The sequence below is a fragment of the Phycisphaerales bacterium genome, from assembly GCA_020852515.1.
Classification (GTDB): Bacteria; Planctomycetota; Phycisphaerae; order Phycisphaerales; family UBA5793; genus UBA5793.
Window position 1 is genome coordinate 1 of record JADZAS010000019.1, and the last position, 14,972, is coordinate 14,972.

The window sequence follows — 14,972 nt, forward strand, 5'->3', positions numbered from 1 at the left end:
CAGACAGACGAGAAGGCCCGACAACGTTTCCTTGTAGCGTTCCCGGGCTTTGTGTTGGAATGAGATGTTGTTATGGCAGATCGAGTTATGGCGACATCGCGGCGTCTATCGCATGGCCATCTTCGATAATGACGGCGGCTACCATTCGTCGTTGGTGAGGCGGACGGCGGCGGCGCTGGCTCTTGGAGCACACGTTTCGGCCGCGCGGCCGGCCGCGGAAGGCGGTAGCGGCATGAGCAGACCTGATAAACGTTCCTGTCCCGTTTTCTTGCCCGCAGGGCGAGTCAGTTGGCGGTGCGTGGTTTCCATGAGGAGCACACCGCATGCACCGGAGAGAAGGCCATGGCCAACAAACGTACCTGCCCCGTTTTCCTGCCCTGCCTCGTAGGCTATTTGTGCGCAATTGTGACGCTGGGCGCTGTCACAGCGATATCCGTCTCCTGGATGATGGCCGTAATGGTCGACCCGATCCACACACGTTCGACCATCTCCACCTTCACGTATTACCAGCGGGCGGAATGGACAATAGATGAATTCCGGAATGTTGCACACCGAGGTATTATGGTAAGCTGCGTGGTCAAGTATGCGAAGGCGCCTGGCATGCAGGAGCGACCGCCAGCACAACTAGTGCCACGTTGGCTCGCTGGAAAGATAAGTATTATTCAGCCCGGAAAGCAACCGGCTGGGCTGTTCATCGAAACGACCGGTTGGCCGTTTCAATGTTTGTCGGCCTTTCATGAACTGTACGTCGGCGCGAATTACGAAAGTGCGCGAATGAAGAGCGCCGGCGGTATCGTGCTATGGGAACCGGGATGGACGAGCGATTCGGAGCCGAACATCGCTCCGATTACTCTGCCATATCACCCTATCTGGCCCGGACTGATTTACGACGTTCTATTCTATTCATTGCTATGGTGCCTTGTGTTCGGGGCGATGTGGTACCGGAGAACAATCAGGCATTGTAGCACGATTCGACGAAGTCTGGAGCTTTGAGCGTCTCTCGAGCCGTGGTTCACTTTGAACAGGGAAGAAAATGGGACTGGTACGTTTATTTGGGATGATCAACGAGAGCAATGGCCGAATGTGGTGACCGCGCCACGCGGCGACGCGGCGGCGCGAGGGATTGCAGCGACCTATTGAGCCATTGCGGAGACGAATTGATCCGGTGCGAGAGCGATCGGGGCCGTTGCGGACGCTTAGAGAGGCGCCGGCTTTGTCCTTTCCGTCTATTTTCTCGCGGAATGAGCCGGGGAGAAGCGCACCGCAACGGAGGTCGTTGCCGGATCACTCGCTGAACGGGCGAAGGCGGCGGTTCCTTTCGCAAAGACGCTGACTCGCCGCGCAATATCACCCGGGCATCAGGCGTCTGCGCTGCCTGAGATTGCTCTTGCAACCGTTCCTTTTGCCAAATCCCCCGTTCACTCCCGGGTGTGGCGCGGGGACTCCCGGGCGGGACGGTTCGGCTCTCGGATTGGGCTGGATCACGCGGCGGGGGCGCAGCGCGGCGACTGCAGCGGCATCTCTGACGCCCCGTGTGGGCTGGGGCACTGCCGATGCTCGTGGCGCCACGCCTGGCGAAGACGAGATGACTTGCGGCGCGGGCCGGCGATTCTCGAACTTGAGCTGAAGCGCAGCGCGTTATTGGCCGACAACGCGAATGGGGCTGCGGCGCTCAGCGATGGAGTGGCCGCCGACCGAAGATTTGGCTGCTGCTGTTGCATGCGTGCGCTCAGAACCGCCTCCAGAAGCGCGAGCCTCGTCGGCCGCAGGCGCGGCCTGTTTTTCACATCGACATGAAGAGGGCCGGACATGGCACGAAAGTTCATTCGCGATTCGGACCGCGGCTTTGCGCAGATGGCGCGGAACTTCTCGGACGGCGTCAGCAGATCGCCTGAGCGTTACTTTCTGTCGCAAGGCGATGCGGAGATCATCAGCCGCGCGGTGACGGAGTTTCGTCATCGGCTGGCGCTGGCGACCTGGCCGCGCACGCGCACGACGCAGGCGATCCGAGAGAAGGATGCGGCCAGGGCGCGGGCGGAGCGCATCGTGCGCAAGTACGGGGCGTTGATTCGAGCGAACACCGAGATCGATTCGACGGCGAAGATGTCGGTGGAGATGCGCGAGCAGCCGCGCCGGGCGCGTCGGCGACCGTGCCCGCAGCAGGGGCCGTATCTGCGCTACGTCCGATCGGAAGGCGGAGCGCACGTGATCGAGTTCCGCGAGCAGTTCGGCGCGCGCAGCCGGGCCAAGCCGCGCGGAGCGGCGCGGCTGGAGTTGTTCATCGAGATGATCGAACCGGGCCGGCCGATTCCGCGCCTGCCCGGTGAGCGGCCGTGGTATCTGCGGTCGTTCACGAGCAGCCCCATGCGGGTGGAGTTTCCGCTTCCCGATGGGCCGCGGATGATTGTGTACTGGGGCCGCTGGGCGGATGCGACCGGCGAGGTCGGCCCGTGGTCGGACCGGTGCGAGGCGCGCGTCGAGGGGTGGAGCGCGGCGGCGGCGAATACACGCTCGGGTGAAGCGGCAAAGCGTGCCGCGTGAGTCATGGCGCGCGGCTGAGTGGTCGCGGCGCGCCATGAACGGCCGGCGCCGGCAGCGATGCGCCGCTGGGCGAACGCCGCGGCCGTGTACTCGGACCTTGGAAAACCGCCGCGATCCCTGCGTCGCCGATGCGAACCATCTACTATGGGAGGTGGTGGGACAACGCCGATAGACAGCGTAACTCTTCGCTGCCGGTGCGAGGCGGATTCCGGCTCGCTGCGTGGGGGGCCCGGGCTGTTGGCGATCGTTGCGGACCACGGCGGGCCTCCGGGTCGGCCGCGGTCGTGGTTGACGGAGCGCATGAACTGAGCGAGTCGTTCGCAGGAATGTCCAGACAGGATGAACCGCGAGACAGAGAAGCCGACGGACCTGGGAGGCGGTCGCCTGACCGATCTGCTCCGTCCGCATGCCAGGCGCCTGGCGCTGGTCGTCGTGCTGCTCTCGCTGCTGGTGGCGACGAATCTTGCGCTGCCATACGCGGTCAAGCTGCTCATCGACGACGTGTTCCCGCACGAAGACGGCACGGGCGGCAACTGGACGCTGCTGTGGGCCATTCTGCCGCTGCTGGGCCTGATCTACGTCATTCGCAATGCGCTGTTCTATCCCAGCCGCATGCTCTCGGTTCGCGTGAGCGAGGACGTGTGCTTCTCGATGCGCAAGCGGCTGTTCGAGTACCTCCAGCAGCTGAGCCTGCGCTTCTACAAGGCGCAGCAGCCGGGCAAGGTCGGCTCGCGCCTGCTCGATGACACGTTCAAGATCCAGTTCTTCATCCAGGACAAACTGCCGACGCTCCTGCTCAATGTCCTGATGGCGCAGGTGCTGCTGATCATTCTTTATGCGGTCAACTGGCGACTGGCGCTGGCGAGTTCGATCGTGCTGCCGCTGCACTTCGGCACGTACTGGTTCTTCAAGCGGCCCATCAAGCGGCGGCACACCGAGGCGCAGGAGAACATCGCCGCGGCGTACGGCAACGTGATCGAAAAATACCTCGGCGTGGAAGTGGTCAAGGGCTTTACGGGTGAAGGGCGCGAGAAGGCCCAATTCCACCGCGCCATCGACGCCAGCCGCCACAGCCAGATCGGCACGCAGCGCTACGAGTTCATGCAGAAGGTGGTGGGGGACCTGTTCGTCGGCGTGGGCACGGTGTTCCTGTTCGGCTTCGGCGCCTGGCAGGTGATGAAGGGCCACATGACCGGCGGCACGTTCATCATGTTTTTCGGCTACGTCGGCATGTTGTATCCCGCCATGCAGGAAGTCATCAGCGGCACGAGCCACCTCTCCAAGACCACCGCCTGCGTCGATCGCGTGTTCGAGATGCTCCACCAGCCCGATGCCGAATCCGACAGCGTGCCGGCGGCGTCCGGGCAGGTCGCGGCGGCCCCGCTGCTCGGGGCGATCGAGTTCCGCAATGTCTCCTTCGCCTTCGGCCATGGCCGCACCATCCTCAAGAACATCAGCCTGACCATCCGGCCCGGCGAGCGCGTGGCCATCACCGGCCCCAGCGGTTCGGGCAAGAGCACGCTGCTCAACCTGCTGCCGCGATTCATCGATCCGACCTCGGGCCAGGTGCTGGTGGATGGGCACGATGTCCGCTCCGTTCCCATCAACAAACTGCGCAGCGCCATCGGCATCGCTTTCCAGGAGGTCTTCCTCTTTGACGCGTCCATTTCGGAGAATCTGCGCTATGCGCGGCCGGATGCGACGGAAGAAGAGTTGGCCGACGTCTGCCGCCTGACCGGCGCGGATCGTTTCATCGAGAAGAGGCCCGACGGCTATGACAGCCGCATCGGCCCCAACGGCAGCGACTTGTCGCGCGGCGAGCGGCAGCGCATCAACCTGGCCCGCGCCCTGCTCAAGCAGCCTCTCCTGCTCGTGCTCGACGAGGCGACGGCGTCGATCGACAATCGATCATCCGTCACCATCATCCAATCGATCCTCTCCCGGTTTCGCACTCGAACGGTGGTCATGATCACGCACAAGCCCGAACTGCTCGAACTGGCGGACCGCGTCGTGGTCATCCGCGACGGAAGAGTGGCCTTTGACGGCCCGCCGGGCGAATCGGCGCTGCTCGATCTGCGAGAGACCCCGTTGCGCGGCGCGGGAGACACGCCGCTGCGCTCGCCCGTTCCGGACCGGCTCATCACCACGGTTCGCGATGGAGCGAAGACCGATATGCCGACGGAGGAGAAAGAGGAGGCGTCGCCCGTCAGTTCCGAGAAACCCGTCCAACAGAGAGCCACCGTGGAATCAAAGCCGCACCTCCAGGTTCCTCGAACCACCATCACATCCATCCTCATCGTCGGCTGGGCGCTGCTCGGTCTGTTGAACCCCGGGTGCGTTTCGGAGAGCACCTCGACTCGGACATACGGCATCGAATCGGCTCGCGCCAGCGGCGGACTGCTCGTCGCCGATCCAGCCGAAGCGGATGCGCTGCGCCTTCGCGACGCGATCGAAAGCAGCGAGAGCGAGCAGGGGCCGTTGCGGCTTGTGGACCCGGGCGGGCGGCTCTCACCCACGCGCGAAGACATCGCTTTCGCGCAGTCGATTGCAGGGGGCGAGCCAGAGCGCGTGTCACTGGCCGAGCGGCAGGTCGAAGCCGCGCTGGCTCAGCCCGAATCGGCGGCCCCGGCGCTGCCGCCCGATGCCGGCAAGCTGATCACCGTGCCGCGCCTGAGCAGCACCGAACTCGGCGAGATGATCCGAAGCCTGGCCCTGGCCTTCGAAACCGAACAGGGCTACAGCGAAGTGACCGCCGATTCGATCGAAGGACTACCGCCTCTGCCAGAGGAGATCAATTATCTCACGGTGCTCGGCAGACATGCGGCCGACGGCACGCAGAGCGTTCTGGCGCTGGGGTATCGCACGTCCCTCTCCCAGCCGCCGCAGGTCTGGGCTGTCGGGCTGCAGCGGACGGCGGCCGAGGCGCCCTGGGCGGTGAACCCGGATCTGGCTCAGGTGCAGACACGCACGGAAGCGCTCGTCGCCGGCCTCGACGCCATGCGGACGAACCTCACCCCGGAGAATCTCAGCCGAAACGTCATCCAACTCAGTTACATCGACGCGACCGGTGCGCTGACGGCGCTGCAGGGGCTGGGCGTCAACGTAGTCGCCAATGCCGCGCAGGTGCCCCAGCAGATCGAGTACGCCAAGCTCCCGCTCGTGGTGCAGTTGCCTTCGCCGACTCCGGAGCAGACGGGCTTGGTTGGCAGTTCGGGAACGGTGCAGGGCAACTTCGGCGTCACCGTGCTGCCCAACACCGCCGCGCCGCTCTCGCCCGATCTCGTTTCTTCGCCTTCTTCGCGGCTGCTGGTGCTCTATCACCCCGCGAACCCGCAGCAGCTGGCCCGGGTGCGCAATCTGCTGACGGACTACATCGACCGGCCGGCGCGGCAGATCTTTGTCGAGGGCATGGTGCTGGAGATCAGCCAGGACGGGCTGGACGATCTCGGCATCGAGTGGCAGTTCCGCGAGGGCCCGATCGACCTTGTCCTGGGCAAACTCGTCGCCGGCGGTCTTGAAGACACGCTGGACTTCTCGCGCGTCGATTCGCGCGATGTGCCGCGCGACTGGTCAGCGCGCATCCGCGCCCTGGTGCGCGAGGGCAAGGCGGAGATCCTCTCGCGTCCCAGCGTGCTGACGATCGACAACCGCCAGGCGACGATTCGCGTCGGCGAGGACATTCCCATCGCCACGAGCCAGGAAGGCACGGCCACCGGCTCGAACAAACTCTCGTTCAGTTTCCAGTACATCCCGACGGGGATCCTGCTCAACGTCCGGCCGCGCATCACCGAGCGCGCCGACGAGATCAGCATGCTCATCGACACGGTCGTCTCGGCGGTGGTGCCCGGCCGCGATCTGGAGATTCGCTCCACGGATGGGGACCTGCTGGCGACGGCTCCGACGATCTCGACGCGGCGGGTGCAGACCTACGCCCGCATCGACAACAACACGCCGTTCATCATCGGCGGGCTGGTCAGCCGCGATCTCACCATCACCAAGGACAAAGTGCCGCTCCTGGGCGATCTGCCGCTTGTCGGCCTGCTCTTTCAGGCTCAGCGGACGCAGCGGCTCAAGCGCGAAGTGATCATCGTGCTCACACCCTACGTGCTGCCCGAGGACATCTACGTAGCCGGGCCGATGCCCAAGGATGAAGACCTTTTCGACAGTTTCGGCAACAAGCTGTTCCGCGACTCGTATCGCCTGCGCGCCGAAGACGTGTTTGATCTGCGCTTCCTGCCCGAGAATCGGCGCATGGTGACGTACAGCAGCCTCGCGGCCCGGGCGGTCCGCCAAGATGCGCGCCTGGCCAACGTCGAGCCGTTCAGCGAGTTCATCCACGGCCGCATCCCCGGCGAAGACATCCTTGTCCATCGCATGATCTACGAACTCATCAAGCGGCTGGACGTGCGCGGCACCGAGCACGACCTGAGCAAGCAGATCCAGATCGAGCGGCTGATCTATCTCGAATCCGAACAGTTCGGCGGCTACTCGGTTCAGTTCCTTGAGAACGCCATGTCCAGGTTGGGCAAGGGCACGGACTACGCCTCGTTCTTCAAGCAGAATCCGGACAAGGCGCTGGTGCTGACCTACCACTACGACCGGGAGTCGGATGATCCACTGCACCTGGGCACCGAGCCCATTCCGGAGTTGGCCGTTTACGACTGCCCGGATCGCAAGGCATGGGGGAAGCTGCTGTGGGAGTTGAACCAGGCGCTGCCGGATGGCCGCAAGCGGTTCAGCGTCGTTCTCAACGATGAGTCCGATCTCGTGCGGCTCCGCCGCGCGATCATGCTCAAGAAGGTGATCGCCGCCAACGGCGGACAGAGCCAGTCCACGCTGGCGAACTTCAGCGTCGGCAAGGTGCTCATGATGCCCGAGACCAAGGAAGGGCAGACGAACATCCTCGACGCTGATGTCGCCCGGCTCTTTTTCCACACCGAGCACTACTACTCGGCGGCGATCAATGAAATCGAGGAACGCATCGCCGAACTCGACGCGGCCCTGCGATCGCCTGAGATCAGGCCGCTGCTCGATGGGGCGGAGCTGCCCTGATCGCGGCGGCGCGACCCGACTCGGGTGCGCTCCGTTTATCAAAACGCATTCCGACGGAAGCTGCGCACAAAAAAAGACCTCACCCTCGAAGGAGGGTGAGGTCGAGAAGTCGAATCACATCAGCAGGCTGACCGGCCGATGATTACGGAACCTGGGCGACGGTGCTGGTCTGGCAGGGATTGCCGATTGCGACGAGCTGCACGAAGCCGCCGCACGCGCCCTGATTGGCGTTTGCGTTCACGTTGCCCGAGCCGTTGGGGCCGGTGCCGATGGTGTTGTACAGCTGAAGCTGGTTGGTGCCGAGGCCCAGCTGGGTGCCCATGCACGGGCCGTTGGGAACCACGAATGAGCCGGTGTTGCGGGCGAACACGATGCCCTGCTGGGTGCTGGGCGGAGCGCCGTCCCAGGCGAGGTTGACCTGGCCGGGGCAGGTGCCGGTGATCGTGCAGGTGTAGCCGCCGCCGCCGCCGCCAAGACCCGTCACCGCGCAATCATCCCAGTACGTGGAAGTACCGGTGGTGTACAGGTCGAGGTTCTTGATCTCCGCGGCGCCGCCGCGAATGAAGAGCTGGCCGGTGGAGACGAGCGTATTGCCGTAGTAGCAGCTGATCGTGTCTGCGTCGATGTCCACTTCGCAGCGCACTTCGACCCAGGTATCAAACTGGATCGGCGGGAAGTTCGTTTCGGTGCGGAAGTCATCGGCAACGGTGCCGGGGCCACCGCCCGAGTCGCCCTCGAAGTCGAAGCAGAGTTCGATGCACCACTGGTAGGGGCCGCCGTGGTTGTACTCGTTCTGCACGATGTAGAACGTGTCGGCCACGAACTGCGAGATCGGGATGTACACCCAGGCGCTCATCGTGCCCGAACCGCTGGTGAGACCCTCGAACGTCTGGATGGCATCATCGGAGCCCTCGCAGAGCATGCTCTTCGTGCCGCCGTGGGCACGAGCCGTCGTGCAGCTACCAGCGACGGCCTGGCTGTCATCCCAGCCACTCCAGCCTCCGACGTGATAGAGCACCTGCCCGTTGGTGTAGCTCTCGAAGTTGTCGGACCAGTCCTGGGCCATCGCCGAGGTGGCCAGGCCCGTCAGGCCGACTGCCGTGGTCAGTCCGAGACAGAAAATGCTGCGTTTCATCGAATCCGCTCCTTCTGAAAAACTGAGATCTTCCTTTCAGTTCGGAACCTGCCGGCCAACCCCGGCCCGCAGGCGCCCGCAGAAACACACATTCTGCCGGCGCGCGACATTCGCGCCCGACGACCGAACGTAGTCCGCGCACTGAGATTCCTGGGGGAGTTCGAAGGCACCGTCAATCCGATCCCGACCCCCTCGGAATCACCATTGCCGACGTTCCCCATCAGAATAACCGATCTTGATTGCGATTGGAACCCCAATTTTGAAAAAAAGGGGAATATCGGCCCCCATTTGTCGGGCCTCAGCGCCATCTGGCCCGGATACGGCATGGGTAGCGTCGTGCCGCCCCCACAGGCCGGGGGAGAGTCGAGGCTGCTGAGAAGGTCCGCCGGTCGCCTGCCCTAGGCGCCAAGCCGCAGGCGGTGGGCCAGGAAGTTGGGCAGACCCGCCTCGATAATCGCCGCCTGGGTCTGCTCGACCGGGTACGCCACCCGGTGGACCGTGAAGGTCCGCTGGCTGACGTCCAGGATGCCGAAGCTCGCATCCGGGTTGCCATCGCGCGGCTGGCCCACGCTGCCCGGATTCATGATGTAGCGGTAGCGGCAGTCCAGCCGCAGGGGCAGGTTCGGCGGAAGGAACGCGACGCGCACGTTCTTCGGCTCGACCGCGGCATAACCGATTTCGGGCGTGCCAAACGCAATGGGGATGTGCGTGTGCCCGACGAACAGGCAGTGATTCGTGAACCCGCCGTAGGCGAGCGCGGCAATCTGCTGGTCGTGAATGTAGTCGCTGCAGCCATCGCTCACGGGCGAAGCGTGGCACATGGTCACATCATCGAGATCGGCGATGCGCGGCATCGCGGCGATGAGTTCGCGGTGCGATTCGCTCAACTGTTCGCGCGTGAATTCAAGCGACAGGCGCGCGGTAGGGTTGAACCGGTGGGCCTCGACGTCATTGATGATGCTCAGATCGTGATTGCCCTGAACCGAAAAGATGTCGCGCTGGGCGATGAGGTCGAGGCACTCGGCGGGATTCGGGCCGTAGCCCACCACGTCCCCGAGGCAAAGCGTGGCGTCCACGCCCCTTTCGTCAATTGACCGCAGCACGGCCTCGAGGGCCTGGAGATTCCCGTGTACGTCCGAGATAAATGCGAATCGCGCCAAGCGGAACGGTCCCCACGCTGGTAGTCCTGACGCCCTCTTGTACGGGTTCCATATCGGTTGTTTGCAGCCACGCTCCTGTGTAAAACGAAAACGACGCGGGCATCTTGCACGATCCGGCCGAATCCCTCAGTTTGATTCGTCTTCGCTGGTTTCCGCGGCGGCCGGGGCGTTCTCCGGCTGCTTGCCGGGGTGCGCCTTTTTGTAGGCCAGGATCTTGGAGCGGTCTCCGGCGATGATCATGATCACCGCCCGACCCGTAAACTTGGCCGGCATCTCCACCTTGCCGATGTCCGCAAAACGCTGCTCGATTTCCTTGAGACGCGCGATCCCCTGGTCGCGATATTGAAACTCGCGGCCGCGCATCGGCTGGACGAACTGCACCTTGTGCCCGTCGAGGATGAAGCCCCGAGCCTGCTCGACGCGGATCTCCACGTCGTGCGGATCGATCTTCAGCGATCGACCCAGCCGGACTTCCTTGAGTTCGCTCTTCTTTGAACCGCCCGCCGAGCGCTTTTCCTTCTTGGACTGCTCGTACTTATAGCGGCCGAAGTCCATGATCTTGCACACGGGCGGCCGCGAGTCGGCAGAGATCTCAACGAGATCAAGCCCTGCTTCCTGCGCGAGGCGCTTGGCCTCCTCGAGCGGGATAACCCCGAGCTGTTCATTGTCAGGACCGATCACCCGCAGCGGCGAGAATCGGATCATGTCATTGATGCGCTCCCTGCGAAACTGCTGGTCGCGAGGGTTCATGAAACGTCGATGTGCGATGGGACGTACTCCTTCGATCCGGATGCGTTCACGTCGATCGACCGTTCCGGCGGCGGCGGATCGAGAACAACTGCACGAGGCAGAACAGAAAAGCGACAGGTGGAGATGTCATACAGCCGGAGCCGAGGTCACGCAGCGTTGTAGCGCCAAGGGAAGGGCGTCCCTCATGGCTGGATCTCCGTTATCGCGAGGCGCGCCCTCGGCTCTTGGGCCGCGAAAAGGGACACCGTCGCGCACTCACAAGATAGACGTATCGGACAGAGCCGGCAACCGGATTGCCGCCGGTTTCGCCAAATCGGCACATCGTTGAGGCTTTTGCCGATCACGCCTCCGGACGCGCCGGCAGGATCAGCATGCAGTCGCCGTAGGAGTAGAACCGGTAGCCGCGATCGATCGCCTCGCGGTAGGCGCGCAGCAGTGCCTCGACGCCGATCATCGCGGCCACCAGCGCCATGAGCGACGATCGGGGCAGGTGGAAGTTCGTCAGCAGCCCGTCCACTCTGCCAAACTGATAGCTTGGGGTGATGAGCAGGCGTGTTGCGACGCTCTCGCCCGCGGCCGGCAACGACGAACCGACGCTCTCAAGAGCCCGCACCGTGGTGGTGCCGATGGCCACGAGCCGGCCCGAACCTGGCCGCCCACGCTGCAGCAATTCAATCGTGGCCTGCGGCACGGAAAACCACTCCTCGTGGATCGGGTGCTGCTCGACGAATTCGCACTCGACCGGCTTGAACGTGCCCGCCCCGACGTGCAGCGTCACGAACCCGGTCTCGATCCCGCGGCTCCGGCACGCTGCAATCAGTTCAGCCGTCAGGTGCAGCCCGGCCGTGGGGGCGGCCACGGCTCCATCCGGGCCGGCGTATACCGTCTGGTACTGCTCGCGATCCTCGGGCCGATCGAGAGCAGTGTCTCCACCCAGCCGGCGCTGGCGGAGGATGTAGGGCGGCAGCGGGGCGTGTCCGGCCCGATCGAGCATCTTGCGCCACGAGAGCGGCCCGTCCAGCCGCACCAGCCAGTGATCGTCCACGCGGTCGAGGATCGTGAGCACGACCCCCTGCACGTCACCGCCTGTCGCCTCGACGGCATACTGCTGACCCGGTCGTACGCGATGGCCGGGGCGCAGCATCGTGGCAGCGACATCCGCTCCTCCCGCGGAGTGAAGGAAAAGTCCTTCGACATGCCCGCCCGTGTCGAGCCGGCGTGCGACGTAGCGGGCCGGAATCACCCGTGAGTTGTTCATGACCATCGCATCGCCCGGCTGCAGGTAGTCAGGCAGGCTCGCGACCGTCTCATGGGCGACAATTTTGCCGCGGCGATCGAGCACCATCATCCGCGCCGCATCGCGCCTGGCCGCGGGCTCGGTGGCGATCAGGTCGGGCGGCAGGTCGTAATCGAGAAGATCGGTGCGGAGCATGTGGAAGCCGGTCACAGGGGCGTCGCATCGGGGCAACATCAGGCGCAGACCGACTGAAGCCCGCCGGCGAAGACGAAGGATAGGGGGCCTCAGCAGCGCTGCAGGACCGACATTATCGCCCGCGGGCCTCAAAGGCATCGGCGGCTTGGCGCGTGCTTCCTTGCGAGCCATGCGGGTTGACTCGCCGGCTGTCCATCATCTCTTCCGCCTGGGCCCGATTCGCCGGGTCTGGCGCCGGGCTTTGCCGCCGCCACCGCCGCCGTATCGCGCCGTGCGGCCGCGACCGATCCGCCTGCTGCTCCGCCTGCCGCGCAATGTCGCGATCCGCATCGGCCCCGATCTGCTTGCGCTGCGGCGTGAACGCATTGTCGGCCGCGTGCTGCTTGATCGAAGCGCCCGCGACTGTTTCACGCCGACGACCGACAACCCGCGCCCGCGCGTGTACGACATCCACGCCTCCTGCGATGCCCCGCCGGCAGGCTGCATCCGCCTCGAGCGGCTGCTCGCGCAGACTCAGCGGGATCTTGAGGTAGCCGAGGCGAGGCTTGAGAAGTGTCGCGGTAGAGTGGAGAGCCCGGCAGGATCAACCGCTGGCCCGGCGTGGCAGGAGCCGGTGGGCTATGCGTATCACTGGCAGCCGCCTGCGGCGAGCCAGTCGGGAGGGGTGCAGGTCGTGCATGTGCCGGGCGTGGTGCGAGCCTATGTCTCGCCGGCGGGTCGGCTCGTCGACGTTCTGATGTGAATCAGCAGGAACTCTTCTTCTCGCCGGCTCGCAGCAATCGCTCGCCCTGCTCGGGGGTCATCGAGCCTTCGGCGATGTAGGCGGCTATCTCCCGCCGCGTGCGCTCGCGCGAGACGGACTTGAAGAGTTCGACGACCGACGCGAAGGCAACCCAGATGACGCCGCCGCCGATGAGAAACGACATCACCACGACATGCTCGTTCCTGCTGAGGAACTCGAGTATCGCCTGAAGGTCGGGATCAACCATGGCTGTGTCTCCTTCGCGGCCGGTGGATCATGCCCGCCTGCCAGATTGTTGGGGCGCCGGACGCCGCGGTTTCACGAGAAACCGGTCCGCCTCTATTGTGGCACGAAAAGCGGCCGCGGCTTGTCCCTATTCAATCCCTGGTGGGACATGCAGCACCCCAACCGCGCCTACGGTTGAAAAACACCCTCGTCCCGGAGATTGCCGTGCCCACGTCCGCTATCGACACCTCGTTCGTTCCCGCTCACATTGACTGCGGCGACTGGTCGCAGATCGAGCCTTTGACGCGCGACCTGCTCGAGCGGCCGCTTGATACGGCCGAACAACTCGAGCGCTGGCTGCTCGACCGCAGCGAACTCGAATCGGCCATCAGCGAAGCCCAGGCCAACCGCTACATCGCCATGACCTGCGACACCGAGAGTGAAAGCAAGCGCAAGGCCTTCCTCCAGTTCGTCGAGGAGATCGAGCCGAAGTACAAGCCGATCGCCTTCGAACTCGACAAGCGGCTCATCGCCTCGCCCGCGGTGGGCCAGCTGGATGCGCAGCGCTACGAAGTGCTCGTGCGCGATGCAAGGCGCGATGTGGAGATGTTCCGCGAGGCCAATGTGCCCATCGAGGTGGAACTGGCCAAGCTCGATCAGCAGTATCAGGAAATCTGCGGCGCGATGACCTGCGAGTTCGACGGGCAGACGCGCACCTTGCCGCAGATGGCGCGCTATCTCGAGGAGACGGATCGCTCGCAGCGCGAGGCGGCGTGGCGGGCCATCGGCGATCGCCGGCTGCAGGACGCCGAGCGGATCGATGACATCTTTGACAAGATGATCGCGCACCGGCACCAGATGGCGCGCAACGCCGGCTACGACAACTTCCGCGACTACCAGCACGACCGCATGCGGCGCTTCGACTACACGCCGCAGGACTGCTTCGCATTCCACGAATCCGTCGAAAAGCTCGTCGTGCCGCTGATGCGGGCGCTCGACCGCCAGCGGCGCGAGGGACTCGGCCTGGATCGGCTGCGGCCGTGGGATCTGGCGGTGGATGTCAAAGGCCGCGATCCGCTGCGGCCGTTTGAAGGCGTGGATCAATTCGTGCAAGGCACCGAGCGCATCTTCCAGAAGATGGACCGCGACCTGGGCGCCATGTTCGCCCGCCTGCGCAAGCCTGACTGCCTCGATCTCGATTCGCGCAAAGGCAAAGCGCCCGGTGGCTATCAGTACAACCGCGACCGCATCCGCCAGCCATTCATCTTCATGAACGCCGCGGGTCTGCACCGCGACCTCATCACGCTGCTGCACGAAGGCGGCCACGCGTTCCACTCCATGCTCTGTGCGGATGATTCGCTGCTGCACTACCGGCACTACCCGATGGAGTTCGCCGAGGTCGCGTCGATGAGCATGGAACTGCTCGCGCACCCGTTCCTCGAAGAGTTCTACGACCAGCACGAGGCGAACCGCGCTCGCAGGCAGCACCTCGAAGGCATCATCGGGATTCTGCCTTGGATCGCCACGATCGACGCCTTCCAGCAGTGGCTCTACACGAACCCCACGCACACCCGCCAGCAGCGCACGCAGATGTGGCGCGACCTGGACCGGCGCTTCGGGCACGAGATCAATTGGTCGGGCCTCGACGCCTATCTCGATCGCGGCTGGCAGCGGCAACTGCATCTCTTCGGCGTGCCGTTCTACTACATCGAGTACGGCATCGCCCAGATCGGCGCGCTGCAGATGTGGGTGAACTACCGGCGCGACGCGAAGCAGGCGGTGCAGAAGTACCAGCAGGGCCTGGCGCTGGGCGGCTCGCGCCCGCTGCCGGAACTGTGGTCCACCGCCGGGCTGGCGTTCGACTTCGGCCCTGACCGCATGTCCGGCCTGATGCACGAGGTCGAATCGGAGTTGACGGCGCTGCCGGCGTGAACA

At 64.5% G+C, this 14,972-nt stretch carries 9 protein-coding genes; 4 read left to right on the forward strand and 5 right to left on the reverse strand.

Features of this window, described 5'->3' with window-relative positions:
• Positions 1-1,809: 1,809 nt before the first annotated feature.
• Together IT430_13895 and IT430_13900 are read left to right on the forward strand one after the other, a co-directional pair.
• Positions 1,810-2,541 (forward strand): hypothetical protein, encoded by a 732-nt coding sequence (locus IT430_13895; protein MCC6909032.1) that lies wholly within the window; start codon positions 1,810-1,812, stop codon positions 2,539-2,541.
• A 339-nt stretch (positions 2,542-2,880) separates the two neighbouring features.
• On the forward strand, positions 2,881-7,593 hold the full coding sequence (locus tag IT430_13900) for an ATP-binding cassette domain-containing protein (GenBank protein ID MCC6909033.1): 4,713 nt from the start codon (positions 2,881-2,883) through the stop codon (positions 7,591-7,593).
• Between the two features lie 142 nt (positions 7,594-7,735).
• On the opposite strand, the gene IT430_13905 is transcribed toward IT430_13900, so the two are convergent.
• The 4 genes from IT430_13905 to queA all read right to left on the reverse strand — a co-directional run bounded on the left by IT430_13905 (position 7,736) and on the right by queA (position 12,070).
• Positions 7,736-8,728, reverse strand: coding sequence for a hypothetical protein (locus tag IT430_13905; GenBank protein MCC6909034.1), 993 nt, complete (start codon positions 8,726-8,728; stop codon positions 7,736-7,738).
• Positions 8,729-9,126: 398 nt separating this feature from the next.
• Positions 9,127-9,888 (reverse strand): metallophosphoesterase family protein, encoded by a 762-nt coding sequence (locus tag IT430_13910; GenBank protein ID MCC6909035.1) that lies wholly within the window; start codon positions 9,886-9,888, stop codon positions 9,127-9,129.
• 126 nt (positions 9,889-10,014) lie between these two features.
• A complete protein-coding gene (locus IT430_13915) occupies positions 10,015-10,638 on the reverse strand; it encodes a translation initiation factor IF-3 (protein MCC6909036.1) in 624 nt (207 codons plus the stop codon).
• A 340-nt stretch (positions 10,639-10,978) separates the two neighbouring features.
• Positions 10,979-12,070 (reverse strand): tRNA preQ1(34) S-adenosylmethionine ribosyltransferase-isomerase QueA, encoded by a 1,092-nt coding sequence (queA, locus tag IT430_13920; GenBank protein ID MCC6909037.1) that lies wholly within the window; start codon positions 12,068-12,070, stop codon positions 10,979-10,981.
• A 241-nt stretch (positions 12,071-12,311) separates the two neighbouring features.
• Between queA and IT430_13925 the strand changes: the two genes are divergently transcribed.
• Positions 12,312-12,812: a hypothetical protein gene (locus IT430_13925; protein ID MCC6909038.1), complete on the forward strand. Its 501-nt coding sequence runs from the start codon at positions 12,312-12,314 to the stop codon at positions 12,810-12,812.
• A gap of 1 nt (position 12,813) precedes the next feature.
• Here IT430_13925 and IT430_13930 read toward each other — a convergent pair whose 3' ends face one another.
• Complete coding sequence (locus IT430_13930) at positions 12,814-13,059, reverse strand: hypothetical protein (GenBank protein ID MCC6909039.1); 246 nt, start codon at positions 13,057-13,059, stop codon at positions 12,814-12,816.
• A gap of 203 nt (positions 13,060-13,262) precedes the next feature.
• Here IT430_13930 and IT430_13935 point away from each other — a divergent pair, with 203 nt between their 5' ends.
• A complete protein-coding gene (locus tag IT430_13935) occupies positions 13,263-14,969 on the forward strand; it encodes a M3 family oligoendopeptidase (GenBank protein ID MCC6909040.1) in 1,707 nt (568 codons plus the stop codon).
• The last annotated feature ends 3 nt before the right edge of the window (positions 14,970-14,972 follow it).